Source organism: Arthrobacter luteolus NBRC 107841, from assembly GCF_001552075.1.
GTDB classification, from domain to species: Bacteria; Actinomycetota; Actinomycetes; order Actinomycetales; family Micrococcaceae; genus Arthrobacter_B; species Arthrobacter_B luteolus.
The window spans coordinates 267,431-293,100 of record NZ_BCQM01000002.1; the positions used below are offsets into that span (position 1 = coordinate 267,431).

Annotated in this window: 26 protein-coding genes; 14 read left to right on the forward strand and 12 right to left on the reverse strand. The window is 64.4% G+C overall.

What is annotated here, in order from left to right:
• The first annotated feature begins 110 nt into the window (after positions 1–110).
• The 4 genes from AL3_RS05255 to AL3_RS05270 all read left to right on the forward strand — a co-directional run bounded on the left by AL3_RS05255 (position 111) and on the right by AL3_RS05270 (position 5,201).
• Positions 111–1,637 (forward strand): LCP family protein, encoded by a 1,527-nt coding sequence (locus AL3_RS05255; RefSeq protein WP_066297667.1) that lies wholly within the window; start codon positions 111–113, stop codon positions 1,635–1,637.
• A gap of 178 nt (positions 1,638–1,815) precedes the next feature.
• Positions 1,816–3,573 (forward strand): 2-isopropylmalate synthase, encoded by a 1,758-nt coding sequence (gene leuA, locus AL3_RS05260; protein WP_066297670.1) that lies wholly within the window; start codon positions 1,816–1,818, stop codon positions 3,571–3,573.
• 72 nt (positions 3,574–3,645) lie between these two features.
• Positions 3,646–4,398: a DNA repair protein RecO gene (gene recO, locus AL3_RS05265; RefSeq protein WP_066297672.1), complete on the forward strand. Its 753-nt coding sequence runs from the start codon at positions 3,646–3,648 to the stop codon at positions 4,396–4,398.
• Between the two features lie 2 nt (positions 4,399–4,400).
• Positions 4,401–5,201 (forward strand): isoprenyl transferase, encoded by an 801-nt coding sequence (locus AL3_RS05270; protein ID WP_246168567.1) that lies wholly within the window; start codon positions 4,401–4,403, stop codon positions 5,199–5,201.
• Between the two features lie 11 nt (positions 5,202–5,212).
• Here the strand turns inward: AL3_RS05270 and AL3_RS05275 are convergent, their stop codons facing one another.
• Entirely contained in the window at positions 5,213–6,256 is a 1,044-nt protein-coding gene (locus AL3_RS05275; protein WP_066297677.1) for an alpha/beta hydrolase, read from the reverse strand.
• A gap of 92 nt (positions 6,257–6,348) precedes the next feature.
• On the opposite strand from AL3_RS05275, the gene AL3_RS05280 reads away from it, so the two are divergent.
• A complete protein-coding gene (locus AL3_RS05280; RefSeq protein WP_066297679.1) occupies positions 6,349–7,425 on the forward strand; it encodes a quinone-dependent dihydroorotate dehydrogenase in 1,077 nt (358 codons plus the stop codon).
• A gap of 147 nt (positions 7,426–7,572) precedes the next feature.
• Here the strand turns inward: AL3_RS05280 and AL3_RS05285 are convergent, their stop codons facing one another.
• Positions 7,573–8,181, reverse strand: a complete 609-nt coding sequence (locus tag AL3_RS05285; protein WP_066297686.1) for a DUF3043 domain-containing protein — start codon at positions 8,179–8,181, stop codon at positions 7,573–7,575.
• 136 nt (positions 8,182–8,317) lie between these two features.
• Here AL3_RS05285 and AL3_RS05290 point away from each other — a divergent pair, with 136 nt between their 5' ends.
• From AL3_RS05290 to AL3_RS05320, 7 genes are all read left to right on the forward strand, one after another.
• Positions 8,318–9,724 (forward strand): dipeptidase, encoded by a 1,407-nt coding sequence (locus tag AL3_RS05290; RefSeq protein WP_066297688.1) that lies wholly within the window; start codon positions 8,318–8,320, stop codon positions 9,722–9,724.
• A 144-nt stretch (positions 9,725–9,868) separates the two neighbouring features.
• Positions 9,869–10,261 (forward strand): HesB/IscA family protein, encoded by a 393-nt coding sequence (locus AL3_RS05295; RefSeq protein WP_066297691.1) that lies wholly within the window; start codon positions 9,869–9,871, stop codon positions 10,259–10,261.
• 183 nt (positions 10,262–10,444) lie between these two features.
• Positions 10,445–11,290 (forward strand): aa3-type cytochrome oxidase subunit II, encoded by an 846-nt coding sequence (gene ctaC, locus AL3_RS05300; RefSeq protein ID WP_066297694.1) that lies wholly within the window; start codon positions 10,445–10,447, stop codon positions 11,288–11,290.
• Positions 11,291–11,308: 18 nt separating this feature from the next.
• A complete protein-coding gene (ctaD, locus tag AL3_RS05305; protein WP_066297696.1) occupies positions 11,309–13,036 on the forward strand; it encodes an aa3-type cytochrome oxidase subunit I in 1,728 nt (575 codons plus the stop codon).
• Positions 13,033–13,434, forward strand: coding sequence for a cytochrome c oxidase subunit 4 (locus AL3_RS05310; protein ID WP_066297700.1), 402 nt, complete (start codon positions 13,033–13,035; stop codon positions 13,432–13,434). The genes ctaD and AL3_RS05310 overlap by 4 nt, the downstream gene beginning before the upstream one ends.
• Before the next feature lie 212 nt (positions 13,435–13,646).
• A complete protein-coding gene (locus AL3_RS05315) occupies positions 13,647–14,441 on the forward strand; it encodes a GntR family transcriptional regulator (RefSeq protein WP_246168635.1) in 795 nt (264 codons plus the stop codon).
• Between the two features lie 25 nt (positions 14,442–14,466).
• Positions 14,467–15,024 carry a hypothetical protein gene (locus tag AL3_RS05320; protein WP_066297701.1) on the forward strand — a complete coding sequence of 186 codons (558 nt, stop codon included), beginning with the start codon at positions 14,467–14,469 and terminating at the stop codon, positions 15,022–15,024.
• A gap of 96 nt (positions 15,025–15,120) precedes the next feature.
• Here AL3_RS05320 and qcrB read toward each other — a convergent pair whose 3' ends face one another.
• From qcrB to ctaE, 4 genes are all read right to left on the reverse strand, one after another.
• Positions 15,121–16,815 (reverse strand): cytochrome bc1 complex cytochrome b subunit, encoded by a 1,695-nt coding sequence (qcrB, locus tag AL3_RS05325; RefSeq protein WP_066297702.1) that lies wholly within the window; start codon positions 16,813–16,815, stop codon positions 15,121–15,123.
• A 2-nt stretch (positions 16,816–16,817) separates the two neighbouring features.
• On the reverse strand, positions 16,818–17,843 hold the full coding sequence (gene qcrA, locus AL3_RS05330; protein WP_066297703.1) for a cytochrome bc1 complex Rieske iron-sulfur subunit: 1,026 nt from the start codon (positions 17,841–17,843) through the stop codon (positions 16,818–16,820).
• 85 nt (positions 17,844–17,928) lie between these two features.
• Positions 17,929–18,714: a cytochrome bc1 complex diheme cytochrome c subunit gene (qcrC, locus tag AL3_RS05335; RefSeq protein WP_066297704.1), complete on the reverse strand. Its 786-nt coding sequence runs from the start codon at positions 18,712–18,714 to the stop codon at positions 17,929–17,931.
• A 78-nt stretch (positions 18,715–18,792) separates the two neighbouring features.
• Complete coding sequence (gene ctaE / locus AL3_RS05340) at positions 18,793–19,431, reverse strand: aa3-type cytochrome oxidase subunit III (protein ID WP_083521473.1); 639 nt, start codon at positions 19,429–19,431, stop codon at positions 18,793–18,795.
• Positions 19,432–19,590: 159 nt separating this feature from the next.
• Between ctaE and trpD the strand changes: the two genes are divergently transcribed.
• Positions 19,591–20,637 carry an anthranilate phosphoribosyltransferase gene (gene trpD / locus AL3_RS05345; protein WP_066297706.1) on the forward strand — a complete coding sequence of 349 codons (1,047 nt, stop codon included), beginning with the start codon at positions 19,591–19,593 and terminating at the stop codon, positions 20,635–20,637.
• A 163-nt stretch (positions 20,638–20,800) separates the two neighbouring features.
• On the opposite strand, the gene AL3_RS05350 is transcribed toward trpD, so the two are convergent.
• Genes AL3_RS05350 through AL3_RS05370 form a run of 5 tightly spaced genes read right to left on the reverse strand, consistent with a single transcriptional unit; the run spans position 20,801 to position 23,996 of the window.
• Complete coding sequence (locus AL3_RS05350) at positions 20,801–21,082, reverse strand: Lrp/AsnC family transcriptional regulator (protein ID WP_066297707.1); 282 nt, start codon at positions 21,080–21,082, stop codon at positions 20,801–20,803.
• A 36-nt stretch (positions 21,083–21,118) separates the two neighbouring features.
• Positions 21,119–21,526, reverse strand: coding sequence for a DUF3054 domain-containing protein (locus AL3_RS05355; RefSeq protein ID WP_066297708.1), 408 nt, complete (start codon positions 21,524–21,526; stop codon positions 21,119–21,121).
• 11 nt (positions 21,527–21,537) lie between these two features.
• Complete coding sequence (locus AL3_RS05360) at positions 21,538–22,131, reverse strand: TetR/AcrR family transcriptional regulator (RefSeq protein WP_066297709.1); 594 nt, start codon at positions 22,129–22,131, stop codon at positions 21,538–21,540.
• A gap of 24 nt (positions 22,132–22,155) precedes the next feature.
• Positions 22,156–22,854 (reverse strand): ABC transporter ATP-binding protein, encoded by a 699-nt coding sequence (locus tag AL3_RS05365; RefSeq protein ID WP_370665038.1) that lies wholly within the window; start codon positions 22,852–22,854, stop codon positions 22,156–22,158.
• A complete protein-coding gene (locus AL3_RS05370) occupies positions 22,851–23,996 on the reverse strand; it encodes an ABC transporter permease (protein ID WP_066297710.1) in 1,146 nt (381 codons plus the stop codon). Before AL3_RS05370 ends, AL3_RS05365 begins: the two co-directional genes overlap by 4 nt.
• A gap of 171 nt (positions 23,997–24,167) precedes the next feature.
• On the opposite strand from AL3_RS05370, the gene AL3_RS05375 reads away from it, so the two are divergent.
• Positions 24,168–25,220, forward strand: a complete 1,053-nt coding sequence (locus AL3_RS05375; protein WP_066297711.1) for a lysylphosphatidylglycerol synthase transmembrane domain-containing protein — start codon at positions 24,168–24,170, stop codon at positions 25,218–25,220.
• A 31-nt stretch (positions 25,221–25,251) separates the two neighbouring features.
• Here AL3_RS05375 and AL3_RS05380 read toward each other — a convergent pair whose 3' ends face one another.
• Positions 25,252–25,599 carry a UBP-type zinc finger domain-containing protein gene (locus AL3_RS05380; RefSeq protein WP_066297712.1) on the reverse strand — a complete coding sequence of 116 codons (348 nt, stop codon included), beginning with the start codon at positions 25,597–25,599 and terminating at the stop codon, positions 25,252–25,254.
• Between the last annotated feature and the right edge of the window lie 71 nt (positions 25,600–25,670).

Consider the following 25,670-nt stretch of genomic DNA (forward strand, 5'->3'; position numbering starts at 1 on the left):
GCCACGGCCACCGCCAGCGCACCCCAAGCTTCTTCACAGGAGCGCCCCGTACACTTTGTACATCCATTTTCGCCTGCTCGATTTTCACTGACTCATGGGAAGGACCGGCTATGCCATCACGCCGTGCCGCAACAGGTCCTGGTCCCTCCGGGTCAGCCACACGGGCAGGCCGCCGCGGCACCGCCGTCCCCGGCAGCCGCCATCTCGGCAGCGGTCCGGCCAGGGGAGGGCACCCGGTTCTTGCAACACTTGCCGTCCTGCTCTCCCTCACCCTGGTGTCCGGACTGGTCTTCGCCGGGGTGCAGCTCATGCGCCTGCAGAGCAACTTTGACACCAAACCGCTGAACATCGGCCAGGGCCAGGACGAATTCCCGGCGGACACCAACAAGGATTCCATGCAGATCCTGGTGCTCGGCACGGATAACCGGGACGGCCAGGACTCCAACAACTCCGACGTGATGATGCTGGTGAACATGGCGGCGGACAGGTCCCACGTGACCGTCGTCAGCTTCCCCCGTGACCTCCTGGTTCCGCTGCCCGCCTGCACCGACCCGGAATCCGGCATGCAGTACCAGGCAATGGACCTCGGGCAGCTCAACGGTGCCCTGGGCAACGGTGGTCCGGGCTGCACCGTGGCAGCGATCAACGAGGTCACCGGGCTGAACGTCGACCACTTCATGATGGCCGATTTCAACGCCGTCGAAGAGCTTTCCAACACCCTCGGCGGCGTGGAAGTCTGCGTCAACCAGCCCATCGACGACCCGCTGTCCGGCCTGAACATTCCCGCCGGAGTCTCCAGCATCCAGGGAGATCAGGCCCTGGCCTTCCTGCGCACCCGGCACGGTTTCGGCAACGGCGGAGACGAAGGCCGGATCGCCGCCCAGCAGAGCTTCCTCGCCTCCATGTTCCGCAAGGTCCAGGGCGAGGGCACACTGAACAACCTTCCCCGGCTGTACTCCATTGCCGAAACGGTCACCAAGAACCTGACAGTTGATGAGGGCCTCACTGACATTCCGACGCTGATCGCCTTGGCAGGCCGGCTCAAGGACGTGGACCTCGGCAACGTGGCGTTTGTGACGGTTCCGGTCACGCCCTATGAGCTGGACCCCAACCGGCTGGTGCTCGATGAGGCAGCAGCCCAGCCTCTGTTCGACGCGCTGGTTTCGGACCAGCCGGTGACGGGCGAGGCCGAACCGGAAGCGCCGGCGGCGGAAGCCACCGAAGGCACCCAGACACCCGCACCCGAGGCCACTGAACCGGCCGTGGATCCGGCTGCGATCCCTGTGACCTTCCTGGACGGCATCAGCGGCGAGGCCAGCGGACGCGACGCTGAACTTGCGCGCTACCTCCTCAGTGAAGGATTCACGCAGGCGATCGCCGGCGGGCTCTCCCAGTCCACCACCCCCGGTACCCAGGTCTTCTTCACCCCCGGCTACGACACCATGGCCCAGCAGGTTGCTGATGCGCTGAACATTCCCTCCTCCCAGGTGAGTGCCAGCGCAGCAGTGAGCGGCGTCGTCGTGCAGGTGGGTGCCGACTTCCGGACCGGTAACACCATGAAGGATTCCGGTGACCTGGGCAGCCTTACGGGACAGACCGCGGCGCAGGTTACGTGCCAGTCGGCCTTCGGTTACTAACGCTTTCCGGCAGCCCGTGACCTGCGTGCTAGTCTGGGCAGGTGCGCGCAGAGAACCTCCTTCTTAGCTGCCGCGGCGAGGCCTCACAATCCACTGATTAGGCCGAACCCTCGCTGCGGAGTTTGTGTTGCCCGGCCACCATTTCTGAAGCTCTCAAAGAAAAGGCCACCCAGACATTATGCGTAACGCACAGCAGCCCTCCGGAATGCCGGTCCATAAGTACGTGCCGTTCCAGGACCAGATCAGCGTCGAGCTGCCGGACCGCACCTGGCCGGACAAGGTCATCACGAAAGCCCCCCGCTGGTGTGCGGTGGATCTCCGTGACGGCAACCAGGCGCTCATCGATCCGATGACCCCCGAGCGCAAGCACAAAATGTTCGACCTGCTGGTCAACATGGGCTACAAGGAAATCGAAGTCGGGTTCCCCTCAGCCTCGCAGCTGGACTTCGACTTCGTCCGCCAGCTGATCGAAGGCGACCGGATTCCGGACGACGTCACCATCCAGGTCCTCACCCAGTCCCGCGAACACCTGATCGAGCGCACCTATGACGCACTCGAGGGCGCCGACCGGGCGATCGTGCACCTGTACAACTCCACGTCCGTCCTGCAGCGGAAAGTCGTGTTCAACACCGACCAGGACGGAATCGTGGACATCGCCCTGACCGGCGCGCGCCTCTGCAAGAAGTATGAAGAGCAGCTGCGCGGCGTCGACGTCACGTATGAATACTCACCGGAGTCCTACACCGGCACCGAGCTGGAGTTCGCGCTGCGGATCTCCAACGCCGTCGCCGAGGTCCTCGAAGCTTCCCCGGACCGGCAGATGATCCTGAACCTGCCCGCCACCGTGGAAATGGCGACTCCCAACGTGTACGCCGACTCCATTGAGTGGATGCACCGCAACCTGGCGAACCGCGATTCGATTATTCTCTCCCTGCACCCGCACAACGACCGCGGAACCGGCGTCGCCGCCGCCGAACTGGGCTACCTGGCCGGAGCAGACCGGATCGAGGGCTGCCTGTTCGGCAACGGTGAGCGCACCGGCAACGTGGACCTGGTGACCCTGGGCATGAACCTGTTCGGTCAGGGCATTGATCCGGAGATCGACTTCTCCAACATGGACGAGATCCGGCGCACCGTTGAATACTGCAACCAGCTGCCCGTCCCGGAGCGGTCCCCCTACGGTGGAGACCTGGTCTTCACCGCCTTCTCCGGCTCGCACCAGGACGCCATCAAAAAGGGCTTCGAAGCCATGGAGAAGGACGCCGCTGCCGCCGGCACGTCCGTCGACGAGCTGGAATGGGGCGTTCCCTACCTGCCGATCGACCCGAAGGACATCGGACGCAGCTACGAAGCCGTTATCCGGGTCAACTCGCAGTCCGGCAAGGGCGGGGTCGCCTACCTGCTGAAGAGCGAGCACAACCTGGACCTCCCGCGCCGGGCCCAGATCGAATTCTCCGGCGTTATCCAGCGCCGCACCGACACGGTAGGCGGAGAAGTCACCGGGGCCGAACTCTGGAAGGTCTTCCAGGACGAATACCTGCCCACCACCCCGGACTCCGGCGGTGAGCCGTGGGGCCACTATGCACTGTCCTCGGTCACCGCAGACACCTCGGAGAACGGCGATTTCCTGCTGACCGCCAGCCTGCGCACCGGCGGGACGCAGCAGCGCCGGGCCGCTTCGGGAACCGGCCCCATCGACGCCCTGCTGGGCATCCTGGGCCAGGACGGCGTGGACGTCCGCCTGCTCGATTACACCGAGCACGCCCTGTCCGCCAGCGGCAACGCCATGGCCGCAGCCTATGTGGAACTCGCCGTCGGTGAGCGTGTCCTGTGGGGTGTCGGGATCGATTCCAACACCACGCTCTCGGCCCTGAAGGCCGTGATCTCCGCCGTCAACCGGGCTATCCGCGACGGCGCTCCCTCGCAGGAGCGCTGACGGTTCCGTACCAAAACGGCACGCCCGGCTGCATCCGCGGCCGGGCGCTGCCGTTCATGGGAAAATGGCACCGTGGCCACTAAGTCTTTCGCGTCGCGGACGTACCGCGATGAGGGTGTTGTCCTGCGCACCCATAAACTCGGCGAAGCAGACCGGATCGTCATCCTGCTGACCCGGAATCACGGACAGGTGCGGGCCGTGGCCAAAGGCGTACGCCGCACGTCCAGCAAATTCGGGGCCCGGCTGGAGCCCTTTATGGTCGTGGACCTGCAGCTCAGTCATGGCCGGACCCTGGACATCGTGACCCAGGTGCAGACCAAAGGTGCCTATGGGGCGGGAATCGCTGCGGACTATGCAAGCTATACCGCTGCCGCCGCCATCGCGGAAACAGCCGAGCGCCTGACCGACGTCGACGGCGAATCGGCCAACGCGCACTACCACCTGGTGATCGGTGCGATGGCCGCACTCAGCAGGGGAGCGCATGCACCCGAGCTGATCCTCGATTCCTATCTTCTCCGCGCGCTGGCCACGGCAGGCTGGGCGCCTACCTTCACCGACTGTGCCCGCTGCAATGCCCCCGGGCCGCACACCGCGTTTTCGGCCCCGCTGGGCGGTGCCGTGTGCCCGTCCTGCCGCCCGCCCGGCTCCGCCTCACCGTCGGCGGAAACCATGCTGCTGCTCGCCGCGCTGCTCAGCGGCGACTGGGAAGCGGTGGACGCATCCGGACCGCAGCCGCGGCGGGAGTCGGCCGGGCTGGTGGCCAGTTACCTGCAATGGCATCTGGAAAGAGTCGTTAGATCCCTTCAACATGTGGAGCGTGTATAGCTTTGTTCTCCTCCCGAACCACCCCGGTCAGCGCGCCCTGGCCGCACCCCTCCGGTGCCGTGCCGCCGCCGGTGCCCAAGGACCTGGTGCCGGCGCACGTGGCTATTGTGATGGATGGCAACGGACGCTGGGCCAACCAGCGCGGACTCCCGCGCACCGAAGGGCACCGTGCCGGTGAAGCGGCGCTGTTGGATGTGATGGCCGGGGCCGTGGAGATCGGCATCCGGCACGTTTCCGTCTACGCGTTTTCCACCGAGAACTGGAAGCGTTCCCCGGAAGAGGTCCGATTCCTCATGGGTTTCAGCCGCGATGTGCTCCGCCGCCAGCGGGACCAGCTCGATGAGTGGGGCGTGCGGATCCGCTGGTCCGGACGGCGTCCGCGGCTCTGGCAGACTGTGGTCCGCGAACTCGAGATTGCCGAGGAACAAACCAAGGCCAACACCACCTGCACCCTGAACATGTGTGTGAACTACGGTGGCCGGGCGGAAATCACCGACGCGGTCAGCGCGATTGCGGCGGATGTGAAGAGCGGGAAACTGCGTCCCGGTGGCATCTCGGAGAAAACCATCCAGCGCTACCTTGACGAACCCGACCTGCCCGACGTGGACCTGTTCCTCCGCACCTCCGGCGAGCAGCGGCTTTCCAACTTCATGCTCTGGCAGTCCGCCTACGCGGAGATGGTCTTTATGGATACGCTCTGGCCGGACGTTGACCGCCGCACGCTGTGGGAAGCTGTTGAAATCTATGCCCGCAGGGACCGCCGCTACGGGGGTGCGGTGGACCAGTCCGCGGCAGGTTCCTAGCTGCGGTCCACTCAGCGCAGCAGGTAGGTGGAGGACCAGCGGTCCAGCTGCAGGTAGACCTGCCGGCGGACGGGCTTGGCGGACAGCAGGATGTCATGCAGCGCCCCGTCAAAACGCAGGACCGTGACAGCCGGCCCCAGCAGCAGGCCCCGCTGGACCATCAGGGTGACGTCAAGAACGCTGTCCGACGTCATCATGGACTCATTCCAGGTGGCTCCGATGGTGGACCGGGCAGAGGCCATCAGCAGGATGGGGGCGGTGATGTCGAGTCCGCGGGCAACCTGGGCATGGCCCGCCAGCACCGCCGTGATCCACCCGGCCCGGACCGGCCAGCTTCCCCGTGGTTTCCAGGCGGGATGCAGATCCCACTCGCCGTCGGCCTCAGCGCTGACGCTTCGCCAGTAGAAGTCCAGTTCGGGGATCTTGAGCCGGGCTTTCGGCCGTGTCCTGGCCAGCGGCTCCAAAAGTCCGGCGGCAGCGTTCCGCGCCAGGGACGAGCCGCGCAGCTCCAGCCAGGGGCTGTTGAGAATGAGCGCTTCGATCCTGCCCGGGTTCCGGTGGGCCCACAGTGACGCCACCAGGCCCCCGGTGGAATGGGCCATCAGGGATATCCGCACCGGGGTCTCTTCACTCGTTCCCGTGCGGATGTCCTCGGTGGCGGCGGCCAGCGCCGCCTCAATGTCGGCGTCGTAATCAGCCAGGTCCGTAATGAACCCTTCCGACTGGCCGGGGCGCAGGCTCCGCCCGTATTTGCGCAGGTCCAGGGCATAGAACGCCACACCGCGCTCAGTCCAGAAGCCGGCCAGCTCGGTCTGGAAAAAGTAGTCCGTCCAGCCGTGGATATAGATGACGGCATGGACAGGTTCAGGCTCCACTGGCGCCGGAGTCCGGGACAGCGCCTTGCGCAGCCGGCCCAGGAACGACGGCGGGGGAGGGGGCTCGGCGGTATAGGAGACCAGCGTGGCCGCAACGGGACCTTCATCATCTTCGCCGAGATCAAGGGTGAGGTAACGGTAGCCGTCGCCGAGTCTGTCAGGTTGCCAGTTTTGCCCCATACACCGAGGTTACTGCACCGGCACTGCGTCATCGCCCGGTGCCGGCGGCCATGGATTTGGTGCCGGGGACGCGGAATGGAAGCATTAAAACCATGCGCGTCTACCCCACGTTCTTCCGGATTGTCTTCTCCGGCATGGACCCAGAAAAAGCCCACAAATTCGGCTACCACATGATCCGTGCAGCGGCCTGCACACCCGCCGGGCCCCTCATGCGTGCCCTCATGCGGCCGGCTCCGGAACTGGCCACCGAAGCACTCGGCCTGTCCTTCCCCTCACCATTCGGTGTTGCCGCGGGCTTCGACAAGGAGGGGGCGGCCATCGTAGCGCTGAGCAACCTCGGTTTCGGGCACGTTGAAATCGGCACCGTCACGGCCCAGGCCCAGCCGGGCAACGCCAAGCCTCGGCTGTTCCGCCTGGTCGAGGACCGGGCCGTCATCAACCGGATGGGTTTCAACAACGACGGCGCGGCTGCGGTGGCACCGCGGATCAGGAAGGCCGTGGACGGCCTGCACCGGCGCTGGGGCCGCAGCCGGCCCATTGTGGGGGTGAACATTGGCAAGACCAAGAAGGTGGATCTCGCCGATGCCGTTGAGGACTACCTTGCCAGTACCAGGCTGCTCGCCGCGGACGCGGACTATCTGGTGGTGAATGTCAGCTCACCCAATACGCCCGGCCTGCGCCAGCTGCAGAACATCGATTCGCTGCGCCCCCTGCTGGCCAGCGTGGGCCGGACCGCGGACGAAACTGCCGGCCGGCACGTTCCGCTGCTGGTCAAGATTGCTCCGGACCTTACCGATGAAGACATTGACGACGTCGCGCGCCTCGCCCTGGACCTGAAGCTCGACGGCGTGGTGGCCTCGAATACCACTGTGCGCCGCGACGGCCTGGTAACGGATCCGGAGACCGTCATCGCGGCCGGCGTCGGCGGGCTCAGCGGCGCCCCGCTGAAGGAGCGGTCGCTGCAGGTGCTCCGCCGCCTGCGCACGGCACTGGGGGAGGGGCCGGTCATCATTTCCGTGGGAGGCGTCGAGTCCGGAAGCGACGTGCAGCAGCGCCTGGACGCCGGTGCGAACCTGGTGCAGGGCTACACGGCTTTCCTTTACGAAGGGCCGTTCTGGGCTGCCCGGATCAACCGGCAGCTGCGGAAACTGCAGCGCGGCGGACACTAGGTCAGGCTGCGGCAGCAAAAAGGGAGGGGCCGCGTTGGCGGTCCCTCCCTTTTTCATCGGTCAACTTTCATCGGTCAACCGGGTTGATCCGGCTGCTGGATGAACTGATTGTGGGTTGGTTCAGATGCCTTACACAGGTGCGGCTGGTCAGGAGACCTTGTCGCCGCGGCGCACCTGGGGCTTCGGCAGACGGAACCGGCGCAGCTGCAGTGCCCGGGAAACGCCGTACCAGACGTCACCCTGGTTCGGGGAGCCGAACTTGGCAGTGAGCCGGCGCCGCAGGACAAACCGGATCCTGATGCTGTCAGCAATAACCAGGAGGATCAGGACCCAGAAAGCCATCAGGATAAAGCTCTGGACAGCGAGGTTCTGGATAAAGCTGGCCACCACGAAGACGGCGGCGGCGATCATCACGAACTCGCCTACGTTCCAGCGGGCATCCACGACATCCCGGACGAACCGGCGGTTCGGTCCCTTGTCGCGCAGCGGCAGGTAGCGCTCGTCCCCGGTGTCCAGTGCGGCGCGCGTCTTAAGCCGCTCTTCACGCATGGCAGCGCGGTTCGCATCGCGGGCCGCCTTGCGGTCATTAGGCACGAGCGGGCGCTGGCGGGCAGCCACCTGGTCTTTGCGGCGCGGGGTAGGAGCTCCCTTGCCAGCCGACGAGGACGCAGTTCTCCGCGCCTCTTCCGCTTGGGCCGAGGCTGCCAGATCCACAGTTTCCTGCGCGGTGGGCGCTTCTTTCTTTCGTCCGAACACTCATCAAGGATACCCTGAACCGCCCCCGCCGCGCGTGTACGCGCACGCCCGGGCCGCAACGGCCAAAACCGGCTGGTCCCAGGCCTGATCAGCACGGACGCAGGGGAGCAGGAGGCACAGTTGTAGGGTTTTGCCTATGACATCTACTCCCGAATCATCCAGCGTCCTGCCGGACGATGCGGCGCTGCGCGCCAGCGTCGCCGCGGCTTTTCCCCGCACTTTGGAAGACCTCACCAAACTTGTTGCCATCCCCGGCATCGCCTGGGATTCCTTCGACCCGGTGCACCTTGACCATTCCGCAGAGGCTGTCGCGGCCCTGCTGCGCGGCGCGGGCCTGACCGACGTGCAGATCCTGCGCGGTGAGCAGGACGGCAAACCCGGCGGTCCCGCCGTCGTCGCCCGCCGCCCCGCGCAGGAGGGCAAGCCGACGGTGTTGCTCTACGCGCACCATGATGTGCAGCCGCCGGGTGACCTGGAACTGTGGGAGACCGAACCCTTCACGGCGACGGAGCGGAACGGCCGCCTGTATGGCCGCGGTGCCGCGGATGACAAGGCCGGCATCATGGTGCACGTGGGGGCGCTGCGTGCCCTTGATGAGGTTCTCGGCGCCGGCCCGGGTGTTGGCATCACCTTTTTCATCGAAGGAGAAGAGGAAGCGGGTTCGCCCACCTTCCGGAACTTCCTCGAAACGCACCGGGACCTGCTGCAGGCCGATGTGATCGTCGTCGCGGATTCAGGCAACTGGAAGCTCGGCACCCCGGCACTCACCACCAGCCTGCGCGGGCTGGTGGACGGCACGTTTGAGGTGCGCGTCCTCGGCCACGCCGTTCACTCAGGCATGTTCGGCGGACCCGTGCTGGACGCGCCGACCCTGCTGGCCCGCCTGATCAGTACCTTCCACGACGAGCAGGGCAACCTTGTGATCGACGGCCTGACCGGGTTCGACGACGCCGGGGTGGACTACCCGGAGCAGGATTTCCGGGAGGACTCCTCGGTCCTGGACTCCGTCCGGCTGGCTGGCAGTGGGACCATCGCCTCCCGGCTGTGGACCAAGCCGGCTCTTTCCATCATTGGTATCGACGTGCCGTCGGTGGCGATGGCCTCCAACACGATCCAGCCGGCGGCCAGGGCAAAGTTCAGCATCCGGCTGGCACCGGGACAGGACCCGGCTGCAGCCATGGATGCTGTGGCCCGGCACCTTGAAGCGCACCGCCCGTTTGGTGCGGAAGTGCGGTTCACCCCGGGGGAGAGCGGCAACGCCTTCGCCACTGACACGTCAGCCCCGGCCGCGCAGACAGCGCTCTGGGCACTGGAGACAGCCTGGGGCACTACCCCTGTGGAAATGGGAGTCGGGGGTTCCATTCCGTTCATCGCTGACCTCGTGGAGGTCTTTCCTGCCGCGCAGATCCTGATCACGGGGGTTGAGGATCCGGACTCCCGCGCACACTCGGCCAACGAATCGCTGAACCTCGCGGACTTCGAGAACGCCATCCTCGCGGAGGCGCTCCTCTTGGCACGGCTGGGAATACAGGAAACCCCCTAGACGGTTACGGGACCGGGGGTGCCCCGACGTACCATGGAGTGAACTGGCTCCCGGTCCCGCAGCGTTGCCCATGGCGGAGTATGAATGACCGACATGAGGAACGGCTGCCGGCAGACCGGGTGCCCGGACGGAAAGAGAGAAGCAATGAGTACTTCCACGAGTGAGAATGCCGCCGGCCTGAGCGGGACGGAAACGGAAGCAGAACTGCCGATCCACGACGTAGCGCTGTCCGACGTGGCAGCCGGCAAAGTACGCTCCCTCCTGGAGCAGGAGGGCCGCACCGACCTGCGTCTGCGTGTGGCCGTGCAGCCGGGCGGCTGCTCCGGACTGATCTACCAGCTCTACTTTGATGAGCGGGTGCTGGAGGGGGATGCAGTGCGCGACTTCGACGGCGTCGAAGTAATCGTCGACAAGATGAGCGTGCCGTACCTGTCCGGGGCCTCCATTGATTTCGAGGACACCATTTCCAAGCAGGGCTTCACCATCGACAATCCCAACGCCGGTGGCTCCTGTGCCTGTGGAGACTCCTTCCACTAGGCCCGGCACGGTCTCCGGACCGTAATAGAGGGTATTCTGCCCGGCACGCGGTGCGGTCTGTCACTGGACAGCACCGCGTCCGGGGTAAGCTCTACACGTAGTAGTAAAACTGATCGTGCGCAGCTGGGGGTTTTTTTATGTCCGCTGTGCCGCACTTGCACGTAACAAGAGGAAGGGCCGTCTGTGAGTTCGCAGGACCGAACCAGCAGCCGACGCGCCAGGATCTTAAAGATCTCAGCCGTAACGTCGGCCGGCGCGTTGTTTTTATCGGGTTGTTCGTCGGATGTCCAAAAGGGCTGGTTGCCCACGGAACACGACACGACCAACCACACCGGCCGCATCATGGACCTCTGGGTCAATTCATGGATCGCCGCTCTGGCCGTTGGTATCCTCACCTGGGGTCTGCTCCTCTGGTGCATCATCGCTTACCGGCGCCGCAAGAATGAGACGGGCTACCCCCGCCAGCTGAGCTACAACCTGCCGCTGGAAATCTTCTACACGGCCATCCCGCTCTTCATGGTTCTGGTGCTGTTCTTCTTCACCGACCAGGACATCCGGGCACTTGAAGCCCGCGATGACAACCCGGACGTCGTCGTCGATGTCCGCGGCAAGCAGTGGTCTTGGGACTTCAACTATGTCAATGAAGACAAGTACTACAGCGGAGTCCAGGTCAACCTCGACGGCCAGGAGAAGACCGAAACCGAGATGCCGACCCTGTACCTTCCGGTGAACAAGTCGGTTGAACTGCAGCTCAACGCCCGCGACGTCATCCACTCCTTCTGGGTCCCCGCGTTCCTGCAGAAGAAGGACATGATCCCGGGCCGCACCAACTACATCACTCTTACCCCGCAGCAGGAAGGCACCTTCGAAGGAAAGTGCGCTGAGCTCTGCGGCGAGTACCACTCCGAGATGCTCTTCAATGTGAAGGTTGTTTCCGAGGCCGAGTACGAGGCCTACCTGGCCACCCTCAACGATGGCCAGCTGGGTGCGGAATACGACCGCAACACAAACCTGAATCCGACGAAGTAAGGAGGTAGGAGGAAAGCAATGACTACCCTGGAATACACTTCGGAGGAATCACGCACGCAGGTCGCCCCGCGCGTTGTGCCGGTCTCCAAGGGACGCATCGTCGTCAACTGGATCACCTCCACTGACCACAAGACCATCGGGTACATGTACCTGATCGCCTCATTCATTTTCTTCTGCCTCGGCGGCGTGATGGCCCTGGTCATCCGTGCCGAGCTGTTTGAACCCGGTATGCAGATCCTGCAGACCAAGGAGCAGTACAACCAGCTCTTCACCATGCATGGCACTGTCATGCTGCTGATGTTCGCCACCCCGCTGTTTGCAGGATTCGCCAACGTCATCATGCCGCTCCAGATCGGCGCACCCGACGTCGCGTTCCCGCGGCTCAACGCCCTCGCCTTCTGGTTCTTCCTCTTCGGCAGCGTCATCGCAGTCTCCGGCTTCATCACCCCGCAGGGCGCAGCGTCCTTCGGCTGGTTTGCCTACGCACCCTTGTCGAACACAACGTTCTCGCCAGGTGTCGGCGGTGACCTCTGGGTCTTCGGCCTTGCGCTCTCCGGCTTCGGCACCATTCTTGGCGGCGTCAACTTCATCACCACGATCATCTGCATGCGTGCCCCGGGCATGACCATGTGGCGGATGCCGATCTTCACCTGGAACACCCTGGTGACGGCCATCCTGATCCTGATGGCTTTCCCGCCGCTGGCTGCTGCACTGTTCGCCCTCGGCGCTGACCGCCGGTTCGGCGCTCACATCTTTGATCCGGAGAACGGCGGTGCCATCCTCTGGCAGCACTTGTTCTGGTTCTTCGGGCACCCTGAGGTCTACATCATCGCGCTGCCGTTCTTCGGTATCGTTTCGGAGATCTTCCCGGTCTTCAGCCGCAAGCCGATCTTCGGCTACAAGGGCCTGGTCTACGCAACGATCGCGATCGCAGCCCTCTCCGTGACCGTGTGGGCACACCACATGTACGTCACCGGCGGCGTGCTGCTTCCGTTCTTCGCCTTCATGACGATGCTGATCGCGGTGCCTACCGGGGTGAAGTTCTTCAACTGGATCGGCACGATGTGGCGGGGGTCCATCACCTTCGAGACTCCGATGCTCTGGAGCATCGGCTTCCTCATTACCTTCCTGTTCGGCGGACTGACCGGCATCATCCTGTCCTCCCCGCCGCTGGACTTCCACGTTTCGGATACTTACTTCGTGGTCGCCCACTTCCACTACGTGGTCTTCGGAACCGTTGTCTTCGCAATGTTCGCCGGCTTCTACTTCTGGTGGCCGAAGTGGACCGGAAAGATGCTCAACGAACGCCTCGGCAAGATCCACTTCTGGCTGCTCTTCCTGGGCTTCCACGGCACGTTCATGATCCAGCACTGGCTGGGTGTCATCGGCATGCCGCGCCGTTACGCGGACTACCTGGTGGAAGACAACTTCACCGCTATGAACCAGTTCTCCACGATCGCCTCCTTCGTCCTGGGAGCCTCGCTGATTCCGTTCTTCTGGAACGTCTACATCACCTGGCGCCACGGCAAGAAGGTTGAAGTTGATGACCCCTGGGGCTTCGGTGCATCGCTCGAGTGGGCTACGTCCTGCCCGCCGCCGCGCCACAACTTCACGTCGCTGCCGCGCATCCGTTCGGAACGTCCGGCACTGGATCTCCACCACCCGGAACTCCAGCAGACCGTGACCAATGAGTCCGCAGCGGGCAAGGTGCTCGGGTCCGCTGACCGCAAGGAGGCCGTGAAGTGAAAATCGAATCCAAGCTCTTCCTTCTGATGGCTCCGTTCTTCCTCCTGGTGGGCGTTGTGTACGGCTACCTCGTGGAGTGGATGGAACCGGTTGGCTTCCTGGCGCTCTTCCTGACCGCCGGCATGTCACTGATGGTCGGTTACTACCTGGCCTTCACCGCACGCCGGGTCGGCATGCGGCCGGAGGACCGGCTGGATGCTGAAATCCACGAAGGTTCCGGCGAGCAGGGCTTCTTCAGCCCCTGGAGCTGGTGGCCCCTGGTTCTGGCTACGGCCTGTGCTGCAGGCTTCCTGGGCCTCGCAGTCGGCTGGTGGGTCTTCTATATCGGTGCTGGCCTCGCTGTCATTGCCCTTGTTGGCTGGGTCTTCGAGTACAGCCGCGGAAACCACGCACACTAAGGTGTTCCGCAGGTAGTTCAGGTTCGACGAGAGGGAGGATCCGCAGTTCGCTGCGGATCCTCCCTTTTGCTGTTCCTGCGTGTCTTTCGTCCGGCCCGGATGTGCTGGCGCTTCCCGGTGTACCGGTATCCTAAAGACAGTGCCGCTCCATCCTCTACAGGGGGTTCCCTCCGCATGTTCGCTGTGTCCTTCCCGGCTCCGGTCTGTCCGTGATAGCCAGGGCCCTGCGGGACTTCCCCGATTCCATCGACATAGCGTCCGGCGTCCCGAAGCACCGGCAGCTTGAGGACATCCTGCGCCGGTTTGTCGACCAGCATGCCCCAGCGGGAGCAGCCCTGCCTTCGGAACGGGAACTCGCCGCACACTTCAACGTTGCCCGGATGACAATCCGCCAGTCCATCGATGCGCTGGTTGCTGATGAGGTCCTGGAGCGTGTGGTGGGCGTCGGTACGTTTGTGGCGCGGCCCAAACTCGACCTGCAGATCAAGCTCACGTCCTACAGTGAGGAGATGCACCGCCGAGGCATGGTCCCGGACGCGCGCGTGCTGACCTTTGAGCAGGTGCCAGCATCCCACCTGGTGGCCCGGGAACTGCAGATCGACCCGGGACAGCCCGTGGTCCGCTTCCGCCGTCAGCTGCTCGCTGACGGGGAGCCAATGAGTGTGGACGAGAATTTCATTCCCGCCTGGCACGTACCGGGCATGCTCGACGAAGAGCCGCCCACGTCGCTGTACCGGGTTCTGAGTGAGCGTTACGGGATGGTCATCGAATGGGGCGAGGACACCATCGAGGCCACAGCCGCTTCAGCGTCCATCGCCCGCCTGCTCAACGTCGAGCTGGGCGCCCCGCTGCTGAAGATCCAGCGCCATGCGTATGTTTCCCGGTCCATGGTGGACTATTCCGTCTCGTACTACCGCGCGGACCGGTACAAGCTCTGGGTGCCGCTCCAGCGGCCCGGCATCCGGACACCGCGCACCTATCACCCCGGACGCCACCAGGCGACCTGACAAAGAATGGAGGGATCAGCCAAGAATGGAGATCCTGAGGATGTACAAGCAGGATCCGCCCCGCGCGATGCTGTTCAAAGAGGCAGTCTACGAACCCGAAGACGGTTCGCTGATGACAACGCAGGGGAGGGTCGGGAATGAGGGCACCGTAGCCGTCCGTGAAGACGTCGACGCCGAAAAGGCCGAGACCCTCCTGGCCACCTTTGGTGCAGCAGCAGCTGCCGCCGGCTACGCCGAGATCCCGGAGGAGGAACAGCACTGGGTGATTGCCCAGTACCGGCTGAAATCCCGTGAAGGCACCGAACGGGACCGCTACCTCGAGCACAAGGCGGCGACAGCCATCGGGACATACTTTTCCTGGCGGGGGCTCGGATCGGTGGAGGAAACCGCGTTCAGTCCCTACAAGCTGAACATCCTCTGCCTGGTCCCGGACGTCAAGCTGGCGGTCAAGGGGATTCAGGTGGTCATTCGGGAATCGCGCCTGGACTTCACGAAACTGAGTATCGGAGCAGCTCCCTTCGCCGATTTGGAGCATCCCGTCCGCAAGCATCCGCTGCCTTCCCGGGAACCATTCGAGCTCTAGTAACGCCCGCCCGGCAACCCGGCAGTCTTCACACCGGATACAAAAAAGAGCTCCCGGCCAGCAATGCTGGCCGGGAGCTCTTTTTGTGCGGAGGGGCTAGTGCTTCTCGAGGGAAGCGGGAGCCTGATCCTCTTCGCTTGCCTCAACTTCGGCAGGCGCTTCGTGATGGTGTGCTGCTTCGAGCTCGGCCGGCGTCACCGGAGCAACGCGGTCCTCGAAGAAGAACCGGGAGAGTGCTCCGCGGCGCTTCTCCTGGCGGCTGATCTTGCCCTTGGCATCCGGCTGGGCCGGCTGGACCTGGGGAGAATCGAAGGCGACCAGCTTGTAGCGCTTGTACTCGTCCAGCGGTTCGTGGACCTCGATGTACTCACCGTGCGGGAGGCGGACAATACGGCCGCTTTCCACACCGTGGAGCACAATTTCACGATCCTTGCGCTGCAGCGCCAGGGCGATGCGGCGGGCCACGATGAAACCGATGACCGGACCGAAGAAGAACAGAGCGCGCAGCCAGTAGGTGACATCGTTCAGCGACACATGGAAGTGCGTGGCGATGAGGTCGGAGCTGGCAGCAGCCCACATAACGCAGTAGAAGATCACGCCGGCAACGCCGATGGCGGTGCGGGTCGGCGCGTTGCGCGGACGATCAAGCAGGTTGTGGATCCGCTTGTCCTTGGTGACCCAGGCTTCGATCCACGGCCAGGTGAAGAGCAGCGTGAAGACGATGCCCGCGGGGACCAGGGCCGGCAGCAGCACGTTCAGGGACAGTGTGTTGACGCCCCAGGGGAACGGAATGTTCCATTCGAACGGGAAACCGAACAGCCAGCCCGGCATCAGACGGAGTGCACCGTCAACCCAGCCGATGTACCAGTCAGGCTGGGTGCCTGCCGAAACGGGGGAGGGGTCGTACGGGCCGTAGTTCCAGATCGGGTTGATCGTGAAGACCGCGGAGATAAACGCGATGATGCCGAAGACGATGAAGAAGAATCCACCGGCCTTGGCCGCGTAGACCGGGCCGACAGGGAAGCCGACAACGTTGTTGTTGGTACGTCCCGGACCGCGCCACTGGGTGTGCTTGTGGATAACGACCATAAACAGGTGGATGGCGATCATCAGGAGGATGAGGGCCGGAACCAGCAGGATGTGCAGCACGTACAGGCGGCCGATGACCGCAGTACCCGGGAACTCCCCTCCGAAGAGGAAGAAGCTGATGTAGGTACCAACAACCGGGACTGCCTTGATAACACCGTCGATGATGCGCAGGCCGTTACCGGACAGCAGATCATCCGGCAGGGAGTAACCGGTGAAGCCGGCAGCCAGGGCCAGGATCAGCAGCACGCCGCCGACAACCCAGTTGAGTTCGCGCGGCTTGCGGAACGCGCCGGTGAAGAAGACGCGAAGCATGTGCACGGAGACTGAAGCCACGAACAGCAGGGCCGACCAGTGGTGGACCTGGCGCATGAACAGTCCGCCGCGGATGTCGAACGAAATGTCCAGTGACGAAGCGTATGCCACGGACATCTCCACGCCCTTGAGCGGCACATAGCTGCCGTCGTAGTGCGTTTCGGCCATTGACGGGTCGAAGAAGAACGTCAGGAACGTTCCGGAGAGGAGAAGGATGACGAAGCTGTAGAGCGCCACTTCACCAAACATGAAGGACCAGTGGTCAGGAAAGACCTTGCGGCCGAATTCCTTGACCATCATGGAGCCGCTGACGCGGGAATCCACGAAGTTGGTGATGCGCCCGAGCTTGGTCTTCGGCTCGTAGGTGCCGGTTGCAGAGGTAGCAGTCATGATCAGCCACGCTCCCAGTAGCTCGGTCCAACGGGTTCTGTGAAGTCGCTGGTGGCGATGAGGTAACCCTCGTCATCAACGGCGATCGGCAGCTGGGGCAGCGGCCGGACGGCCGGCCCGAAGATCACGGCGCATTCCTGCGTCAGGTCGAACGTGGACTGGTGGCACGGGCACAGCAGGTGGTGCGTGTGCTGCTCGTACAGTGCCACGGGGCAGCCGACGTGCGTGCAGATCTTCGAGTAGGCAACAATGCCGTCCACCGACCAGTCTTCACGGCCGGGGGAGGGGTTGAGCTTGGACGGATCGAGGCGCATCAGCAGGACAACAGCCTTGGCCTTCTCCTCCAGCTTGTGCTCGGCGTCGTTCAGGCCTTCGGGAATGACGTGGAACGCGGAACCGAGGGTAACGTCCGATGCCTTGATCGGGGTGCCGCTGGGATCGCGGGTCAGGCGGACGCCGTTGTCCCACATGGTGTGGCGCAGGACGTCGCCCGGGAGCGGGCCCAGATCGCGGAACATTGCGATCGCCGGCAGCGGAGCCAGTGCAACCGCACCCAGGAGGGTGTTGCGGATGAGCGGGCGGCGCTTGATCCCGGTCTCCTCGATGATGTCGCCGATCATCTTCTCGGCGACAACACGGTCTTCCTCCGGACGGACTTCGTGACGTTCCTCGATGACTTCGTGGTCCGGCATGAGGGTCTTGGCCCAGTGCACGATGCCGACGCCGATGCCGAGCATCGCGAAGGCGGTGCCGAGGCCGAGGAAGAGGTTCTGCACCCGCAGGGTGCCGATGGTCTCATCCAGGCGGATAAAGAAATACGCGTAGAAAAAGAGCAGCGTTCCGATGACCGAGATGGCGAAGAGAATCGCCACCTGCTTTTCGGCGCGCTTCTCTGCCCGGGGATCCGTGTCGGCCAGGCGAGGGCGGTGCGGGGGAAGTCCAGGATTCTGGAATTCCCCTTCGACGCCCTGGCCAGCCGTAGCAACGGTGCCCGAGGTGTTCGGACTGCCGTGACTATGGTCGCCCATGATCCCCCTCATCCTTCTCTTGAAACTGCATTAGTAGACCTATGTGTAACTGTGATGTCACCCCGTGGGGTGAGCGCGGCGATGGTTAGGAAGACCGGGAGGTCAACCAGATGGTGAAAGCAATGATCAGGCCAAGTCCGGCTGTCCAGATGAACAGGCCTTCGGAAACCGGACCGAGTGAACCGAGTTCTGCGCCGCCGGGGGAACCGTTGGCTTCGACGGTCTTCAGGAAGGTGATGATGTCCTGCTTCTCCTCGGGGGAGATGTTGGCATCGGAGAAGACGGGCATGTTCTGCGGGCCGGTGACCATGGCCTCGTAGATGTGCTCTTCGCTGACACCTTCAAGGGCCGGTGCGAACTTGCCACGCGTCAGGGCGCCACCGGCGCCTGCTGCGTTGTGGCACATGGCGCAGTTGACGCGGAACAGCTCGCCGCCGGCAGCTGCGTCGCCGGTGGTTTCGAGGTACTGCTCTTCCGGGACGGACGGGCCTGCGCCGAGGGAGGCAACGTAGGCAGCCAGCTGCGCGGTCTGTTCGTCGTTGAACTGCGCCGGCTTCTGCTGGGCCTGGGGGCCCTGCATGGCCATCGGCATACGGCCGGTGCCGACCTGGAAGTCGACCGATGCCGCTCCGACGCCTACAAGGGACGGTCCGTTTTCGGTGCCGGTGGACTCCATGCCGTGGCAGGTGGCGCAGTTGGCAATGAAAAGCTTCTCGCCCTGCTGCACATCATCGGCAGTGTAGGTAGTGGCGGCCTGTGCCTCGTTCGCTCCGCTGGCGGCTGCATAGATGCCACCGGTAACGATGAGGCCCAGCAGCAGCAGTACTACTGCTGCCAAGGGGTGACGTCGCCTTTGCGATAGTGCCTTCACTTAGTGGTTCCTAACTTGTGTGGTCTTTTGGTTGCTCGTGCCACTTTGAATCTGGTGTGGTGATGCCCAGCTGGCGGGCTACTTGAGGAAGTAGATGATGACGAAGAGGGCAATCCAGACCACGTCAACGAAGTGCCAGTAGTAGGACGTCACGATCGCCGACGTTGCTTCGAAGTGGCCGAACCGCTTGGCGGCGTAGGCACGTCCGATGATGAACAGGAATGCGATCAGACCGCCGGCCACGTGCAGGCCGTGGAAGCCGGTGGTGATGTAGAAAGAGGATCCATACGCGTTGGAGGAGAGCGAGATCCCGTGGGAAACAAGCTCCGCGTATTCGTATGCCTGAACGGATACGAAGATCGCTCCGAGGATGAAGGTCAGGAAGAACCACTCGACCATTCCCCAACGTGCGATCTGGAAGAAGCCGCCGGTACGGCGCGGCTGGAGCCGTTCAGCGGCAAAGACGCCGAACTGGCAGCTAAAGGAACTGGAAACAAGGATCACCGTGTTCACGAAGGCGAAGGGCACGTTCAGCTTGGCTGTTTCGATCTCCCACATCTCGCCCGAGGTGGAGCGGAGAGTGAAGTACATCGCAAACAGCGCAGCAAAGAACATGAGCTCGCTCGAGAGCCACACCACGGTCCCTACGGAGACCATATTGGGGCGGTTCAGCGTGGGGTGAGCCGGGGTACTGGGGGCATGGGTCGCTGTTGTCACATAGACATTATGGCCGCAAAACTGCCCAGTTCACCAACAGAACCGCACGAACGGCGCGTCCGATTCGTTCCCAAACGGCCCGCTTCCCAATAACGGCGCGGAACTGGCGCTCCGGAAACAAATCAGCATTTTCTACAATTCGTAGATAACCTAGGTTGTGTGAGTACGTTTCCGAGTTCCAAGCACACCTGGCCGACGCTGATCAACGCGCTCATTGCGGGAGAGGACCTGAGCACCGAACAGACCTGGTGGGCCATGAACACGATCATGGCCGGGGATGCAACGGACGCCCAGATCGCGGGGTTCCTGGTGTCCCTGAAGGCCAAGGGTGAAAGTGTCGAGGAACTCACCGGCCTGGTTGAGGCCATGCTGGAGAATGCCCGGCCCATCCATATCCCGGGCGAAACACTTGACATCGTGGGAACCGGCGGAGACCGTCACAACACCGTCAACATTTCGACGATGGCCGCGCTGGTGTGTGCCGGCGCCGGAGCCAAGGTGGTAAAGCACGGCAACCGGGCGGCGTCGTCGTCCTCGGGTTCCGCGGATGTGATTGAAGCGCTGGGCGTCCGCCTGGACCTCCCGGTGGAGCGCGTTGCCGAAGCCGCAGTTGAGGCAGGGATCACCTTCTGCTTCGCCCAGGTGTTCCACCCGTCGATGCGCTTCGCTGCTGTCGCCCGGCGCGACATGGGTGTGCCCACGGCGTTCAACTTCATGGGGCCGCTGACCAATCCTTCGCGTCCGTCCGCCTCGGCGATTGGCGTGGCCGACGAACGCCTTGCACCGCTTATCGCCGGCGTGCTGGCCGCCCGGGGCGTCCGCGCGCTGGTGTTCCGCGGCGGCGACGGCCTGGATGAACTGACGACGACGGGTCCCTCCACCGTCTGGGAGGTGCGTAACGGCACCGTAGAGCGCTCCGTGGTGGATCCCCTTGATCTTGGGATCAGCAGGGCCACGCTGGATGATCTGCGCGGAGGAGACGCCCCCGCCAATGCCGCCGTCGTGCTCAGCGTCCTGGCCGGAGACAAGGGGCCGGTGCGGGACGCGGTGCTGCTGAACGCGGCCGCAGCGCTGGTCGCCCTGGATTCTTCTGCTGACGGGACGCTGCCTGATCGGCTCAGGGCCGCTCTGCGGCGCGCCGAGGAGTCGGTGGACAGCGGTCAGGCGCGGGAGGCCCTGGACCGGTGGGTGGCAGTCACGCAGTAAGTACGCCGCCGCGCGTCCGTCACCGCAAAAAAGAGAGGCAGGCCAGGCGGCCTGCCTCTCTTTTTTGGTGCCGCTATAACCTGGGTCACCCTTGAAGTTCGTTCCCCTAACGCTGCGCAGGACGCTGGGTTAGGGGAACGAACTATCTGTTTTGCCAGCCTAATTAGCCGTCGAAACCGAGGGAAAAAGCGGCGTCCAGATCGTGTTTGGAGTAAGCCCGGAAGGCTATCTGGGTGGTGGTGCCGATCACGCCGGGGACTTTGGAGAGCCGGTTCGCGATGGTGTCGGCCAGGTCCTCGTGGCGGCGGACCCGGGCGATGGCAATCAGGTCCCACTCACCGGTGACCGAGTAGACCTCGCTGATGCCCTCGAGCTCGGAGATTTCCTCGGCACATTCAGGGATCCGGGCGGAGTCGGTCTGGATGAGTACGAAAGCGGTGATCATTGCTTGCCTTTCGAAGGTCCTGCAGGGCGCGGAATGTCAGGCCCTGTCCTTGAGCCTAGTGGAATCCCGGCGGGCGTGCCCGCGCGTGAGAATGGAGCACACGGCCCGCGGCAGCAGCAGGAACGCTGCCAGCACACCGAAAGTCACCAGGGCGAAGCTGGGGGCAACTCCGCCGCCGGCAAGGAAACGGATCACCAGTCCTGCGCCGGCCGTAATGAGCCACAGGACGACGCCCGCCGGCCACAGCACCTCCGGGCGCCGCCAGGCGCGAAGCGCCAGCCAGCCGGCCAGGCAGGCGGCGATAAACGGCGAGGCTGTCAGCAGCACACCGGCCGGATCCACTCCGTGGGCATGCGTGTCCCTGCCGAGGGCCGCGAAGGTGATGATGAGTACGACGTCGATGGCCAGGAAGGCGGGCCAGAAACGGGAGAGCGGGGATTTCACTGGGTAGGTCCTTAGTCCTGTGGATGTCCGCCATGGGCCCGGACATAGGGGCCCAGCAGCTCGTGCACGCGTTCGCGCACCTGTTCGTGCGGGACGCCGGCTTCGAGCAGGCGGGTCCCGGTGTGGACGATTGCGTTGATGAGGGCCGCAGTGCTGGCGGGGTCCTCGGCGCCCATCTCCTCAAGCGTGCCGACCAGCGGGTCGAGCAGCTGCTGGTGCATACGGGTGCTTTGGGCGTCGAGTTCCTCACTGGGCGCAACGGCAGCGAGGGCGCTTCCGACTGCGTGTTCGCCTTCGGCGACCAGGGCGATGTTGGTCAGAACGTAGGCGAGGATCCGGTCGGCCGGAAGGCTCTCCGCAGCCATGGCTTCCTCAACCCGGCGCGCCCAGCGCGGGAAAACGTCGAGCACGAGGGCGTTCAGCAGATCGGTCCGGGACTTGTAGTACTGGTAGGCGCTCGGCCTGGCCAGGCCCGCCAGGGCAGCGACCTCGGCCATGCTGGGAGCCTCACCCGTCTTCGCAAGCAGGGTCCTGGCGGCGTCCAGGAGTGCCCTTTGCTGCGCCGCCCGGTGCTCGGCGACCGTCGGGGCAGTGATGCGGGGCAAAGGGCACTCCTGTTCTTGCATTCTCTAGCTGGCCAGCCGGCCGTCCACCATCTCAACAACCCTGTCGCAGTGATGGAGGACATCGTGATCGTGGGTAACCATAACTGTAGCAACGCCGTGCTCGTGGGTTTCCCTGGCCAGCAGTGCCACGACGTCCTGGCTGCGTTTGCGGTCCAGTGCGGCCGTCGGCTCGTCAACGAGCAGCAGGGTGGGTTTCGTCACCAGTGCCCGGGCGATGCCGACACGCTGCCGCTCACCGCCGGACAGCTGGCCGGGGCGGGCCTTCTGCTTATGTCCCATTCCGACGGCGTCGAGCAGGTCCTGCGGATTGAACCTGCCGCCTCTTTTGGCCATCCGGTGCACCAGCTCGAGCTGTTCGGCGGCATTCAGCGCGGGGATAAGGTTGCCGGACTGAAAGACGAAGCCGATGTTCTCCAGCCGGAACCGTGCTTTCGCAGATTTGCCGAGCCTGCCCAGATCGGTCCCGTTAACGCTGACCTGTCCGGAGTCTGGAGTGGTCAGCGCGCCGGCGATGGCGAGCAGGGAGGACTTGCCCGCACCGGACGGTCCGACGACGGCGACGAGTTCCCCGGGTTCAACGCTCAGGCTCACGTTGTCCAGGGCCTTGACGGTGCTGGAGCCGTCTCCGAGGGAGAGGTTGGCCGCCTCGATGACCAGCCCGCGGGTTCGCAGGGTTTCGGTGGTGATGATCTGCGTGCTCAACGCTGTCCTCCCAGGGCAGCCAGGGGATCCACCCTGGAAATACGGACGATGGCGATAGCGGCTCCCAGGACACCCATGAGGATGGTCAGGGATGCGGCCACCGAAATGGGGCCGGCCTCCAGGGTGAAAGGCATCGCCGTCCCGGACATCCACGTCCCAAGGCCGAGACCGGCTGCAAGTCCGGCCGCGGTTGAGAGGACCAGGATCACGACGGCCTGGAAAATTCCGTCGCGCAGGAGGTAGCCGGTGGACGCGCCGACCGCGCGGAGGACAGCGAGTTCATGCTTCCGCTGGATCGTCCAGACGGTGAAGAAGGCACCGACGACCAGGGCGCAGATTGCGTAGAGGAAGACCTGGATCATCTCCAGCGTCAGGGTTTCTGCGGTGTAGCCGGGGGAGGCATCGAAGGAGTCCTGCAGCGTGGACGTCACCGTACCGGCTGCAGCGTCACCCGCTGCGAAGTCCAGGTCCGCGCCGTCCGCGGCTTTGATGGCGATGGTGCTGGCGGTCTCGAAGCCCGGCGCAGAGATGTCGCCGGCGGATGGGGCACCGGGCTGGGACTGGCCGCTGGCAATCAGCTGCCAGGTTCCAAGCGGAAGGTAGGCAACGGTGACATGGCCGAAGGTTGCCTGGCCCTCGGTGTAGCCAACGACGCGCAGCTCGGTCCCGATACGGTCCAGGGTGATCACTGAACCAAGCTCGATTCCTTCTTCTGCGGCGGTGGGCGAAACGACGATTTCGTCGACGGCTTCGATGCCCCGGCCTTCCCCGATCCGGGGAGCCAGGAAGGATCCGGTGTCCACTCCGAAGAGGGAAAGATCCACCTGGGTCCCGTCTGCGGTGGCACCGTTCATCATGGTGGAGCCCATCATGGTGACCTCGTCGACACCGGGCTGGGTGCGCCAGGCCTCCGCCTGCGACGCGTCGACAACACTTCGTGAGAAAGCGTTGTCTGTTTTGGTGCCCTCGTTGAAAGCGAATGCGGTGGCGGGCATGCTCTTCAAGCCGGAGACGCCGTCGTTGACAAGGCCGGAGGACAGGCCGGAAAGGAGGACCATCAGCACGGAGATGAGCGCTATGACGCCGCCCATCAGTCCGAACCTGGCCCGTGCGAAACGCAGCTCGCGCAGCGCTAGATACATGGGAATTCCTTGGTAGTGGGGATGCAGGTATGTTGCCGACAGTGCGTCAGCAACATACCAACATGATGTCAGAAAGATGCTCTTCGGAAAACCGGAAGCGGCAGCTGCTGCCGTAAGTGCCGCTGGAACCTAGTGCCCGGGCACCGGCTCTGCTGTGCTTGGTGGATGACCGTGGTCCGGGGATTCTGGCGGCGCCTGCGCCGTTCCCGGTTGGTGCGGTGGACAGCGGCGGCGGTGGTGGCGCTGCTCATCTTCGAGTACGTGGTCCTGCCCCAACTGGTGGGCTCGGACAACGTCCTGCGGGCGCTGGCAGGGCTATCCCCGGTCCTGATTGGGGCAGCGTTCTGCCTGGAAGCTGTGTCGCTGTGCTGTTACAGCGCGCTGACCAGGGAAGTTCTGCCGGGTGCCCGCCGCCCGCGCTGGTTCACTCTGCTGCGGATCGATCTCAGCGACCTGGCCGTGAACCACACGGTGCCGGGAGGGGGCACCACGTCAGCTGCCGTCCGGTACAGCCTCCTGACCCGGGCGGGGGTGCTGCCCCAGGACGCCCTGAGCGCCGCGATGGTGCAGGTGGTGGGCGCGAACCTGGTGCTCGGAGCACTCTTTGCCGCAGGGCTGCTGAGCGCGCTGGGCGAGGTGCGGGTGAACCGCTATTTTGCTGCAGCCGGCGTTATTGTGCTGGTCCTTCTGGCCGTGAGCGCGCTGGTCCTTTCGGTCCTGGACCGCCACCTGGCCGGAGCTGTCCACGCGGCGCGCCGGATCGCCGGATGGAGCCGGCTGATCCAACCGGATGCGGCCGAGCGTTTCGTGCGGACCATGGCAGCCGAGACTGCCATGTTCCGGCAGGATCCAGGACGCCTGGCCCGGGCACTGATGCTCGCCGTCAGCTACTGGGTCTTCGACGCGGCCTGTCTCTGTTTATTCGTTGCCGCCTTCGGGCACGTACTTGCGCCCGGGGAACTCCTGACGGCCTACGCACTGGGCAACCTGGTGGCCCTGGCACCGCTGACTCCGGGCGGCCTCGGGCTGGTTGAGGGGGTCCTGGTTCCAGCCCTGGTGGGCTTCGGTACTCCGAATTCGGCCGCCGTCCTGGGCGTGCTGTCCTGGCGGATCCTTAACTTCTGGCTGCCGATCCCCGCAGGCGGCCTGGCGTGGCTGTGGCTGCGTGCGGGCCCGCTGCGCCGGCCGGCACGGCAGGGGAGACGGCGGGCGGGCCCGGGCTGAGACGGATATCCGGGCCTGGCTGCGCTGGGATCTAATGCAGCAGGCTCATCCAGTTCTGCGGTACCCGGCCGGCTGGGCCGGGCACCGGCTGGCTGTCAGGGTGCGCCTGGGGCGGGGCGAGGTCCGGACCGGCAAACATGGCCTGCTCCGGATAGCTGTAGAACCAGTCCTCCCCGGGTTCGAAACTGCGGACCACTGGATGCCCTGAGGCCTGCTCATGCGCGGAAGCGTGCTGCGAAGGGCTGGAATCGCAGCAGCCGATGTGGCCACACTCGGCACACCGGCGGAGGTGGAACCACCAGCCATCCTGCTGGAGGCACTCAACACAGCCTGTCCCGCTGGGTGCAGCCGCCGGATCGATGCCGGGAATAGGGTCCATGATGGGTCTCCTTGGGGTAAGCGGCTGCCGGAACTGACGGAACTGACGGAACTGACGGACCTGCCGGTGCT

Bases quoted from the DNA above. Each gene is read 5' to 3' on its own strand.
- AL3_RS05370 (WP_066297710.1), bottom strand. From the start codon at position 23,996: ATGTATCTAGCGCTGCGCGAGCTGCGTTTCGCACGGGCCAGGTTCGGA.
- AL3_RS05275 (WP_066297677.1), bottom strand. From the start codon at position 6,256: ATGGGGCAAAACTGGCAACCTGACAGACTCGGCGACGGCTACCGTTAC.
- AL3_RS05255 (WP_066297667.1), top strand. From the start codon at position 111: ATGCCATCACGCCGTGCCGCAACAGGTCCTGGTCCCTCCGGGTCAGCC.
- ctaD (WP_066297696.1), top strand. From the start codon at position 11,309: ATGACTACCCTGGAATACACTTCGGAGGAATCACGCACGCAGGTCGCC.
- AL3_RS05290 (WP_066297688.1), top strand. From the start codon at position 8,318: ATGACATCTACTCCCGAATCATCCAGCGTCCTGCCGGACGATGCGGCG.
- qcrB (WP_066297702.1), bottom strand. From the start codon at position 16,815: ATGACTGCTACCTCTGCAACCGGCACCTACGAGCCGAAGACCAAGCTC.
- AL3_RS05295 (WP_066297691.1), top strand. From the start codon at position 9,869: ATGAGTACTTCCACGAGTGAGAATGCCGCCGGCCTGAGCGGGACGGAA.
- qcrA (WP_066297703.1), bottom strand. From the start codon at position 17,843: ATGGGCGACCATAGTCACGGCAGTCCGAACACCTCGGGCACCGTTGCT.
- leuA (WP_066297670.1), top strand. From the start codon at position 1,816: ATGCGTAACGCACAGCAGCCCTCCGGAATGCCGGTCCATAAGTACGTG.
- AL3_RS05350 (WP_066297707.1), bottom strand. From the start codon at position 21,082: ATGATCACCGCTTTCGTACTCATCCAGACCGACTCCGCCCGGATCCCT.
- AL3_RS05280 (WP_066297679.1), top strand. From the start codon at position 6,349: ATGCGCGTCTACCCCACGTTCTTCCGGATTGTCTTCTCCGGCATGGAC.
- AL3_RS05380 (WP_066297712.1), bottom strand. From the start codon at position 25,599: ATGGACCCTATTCCCGGCATCGATCCGGCGGCTGCACCCAGCGGGACA.
- AL3_RS05320 (WP_066297701.1), top strand. From the start codon at position 14,467: ATGGAGATCCTGAGGATGTACAAGCAGGATCCGCCCCGCGCGATGCTG.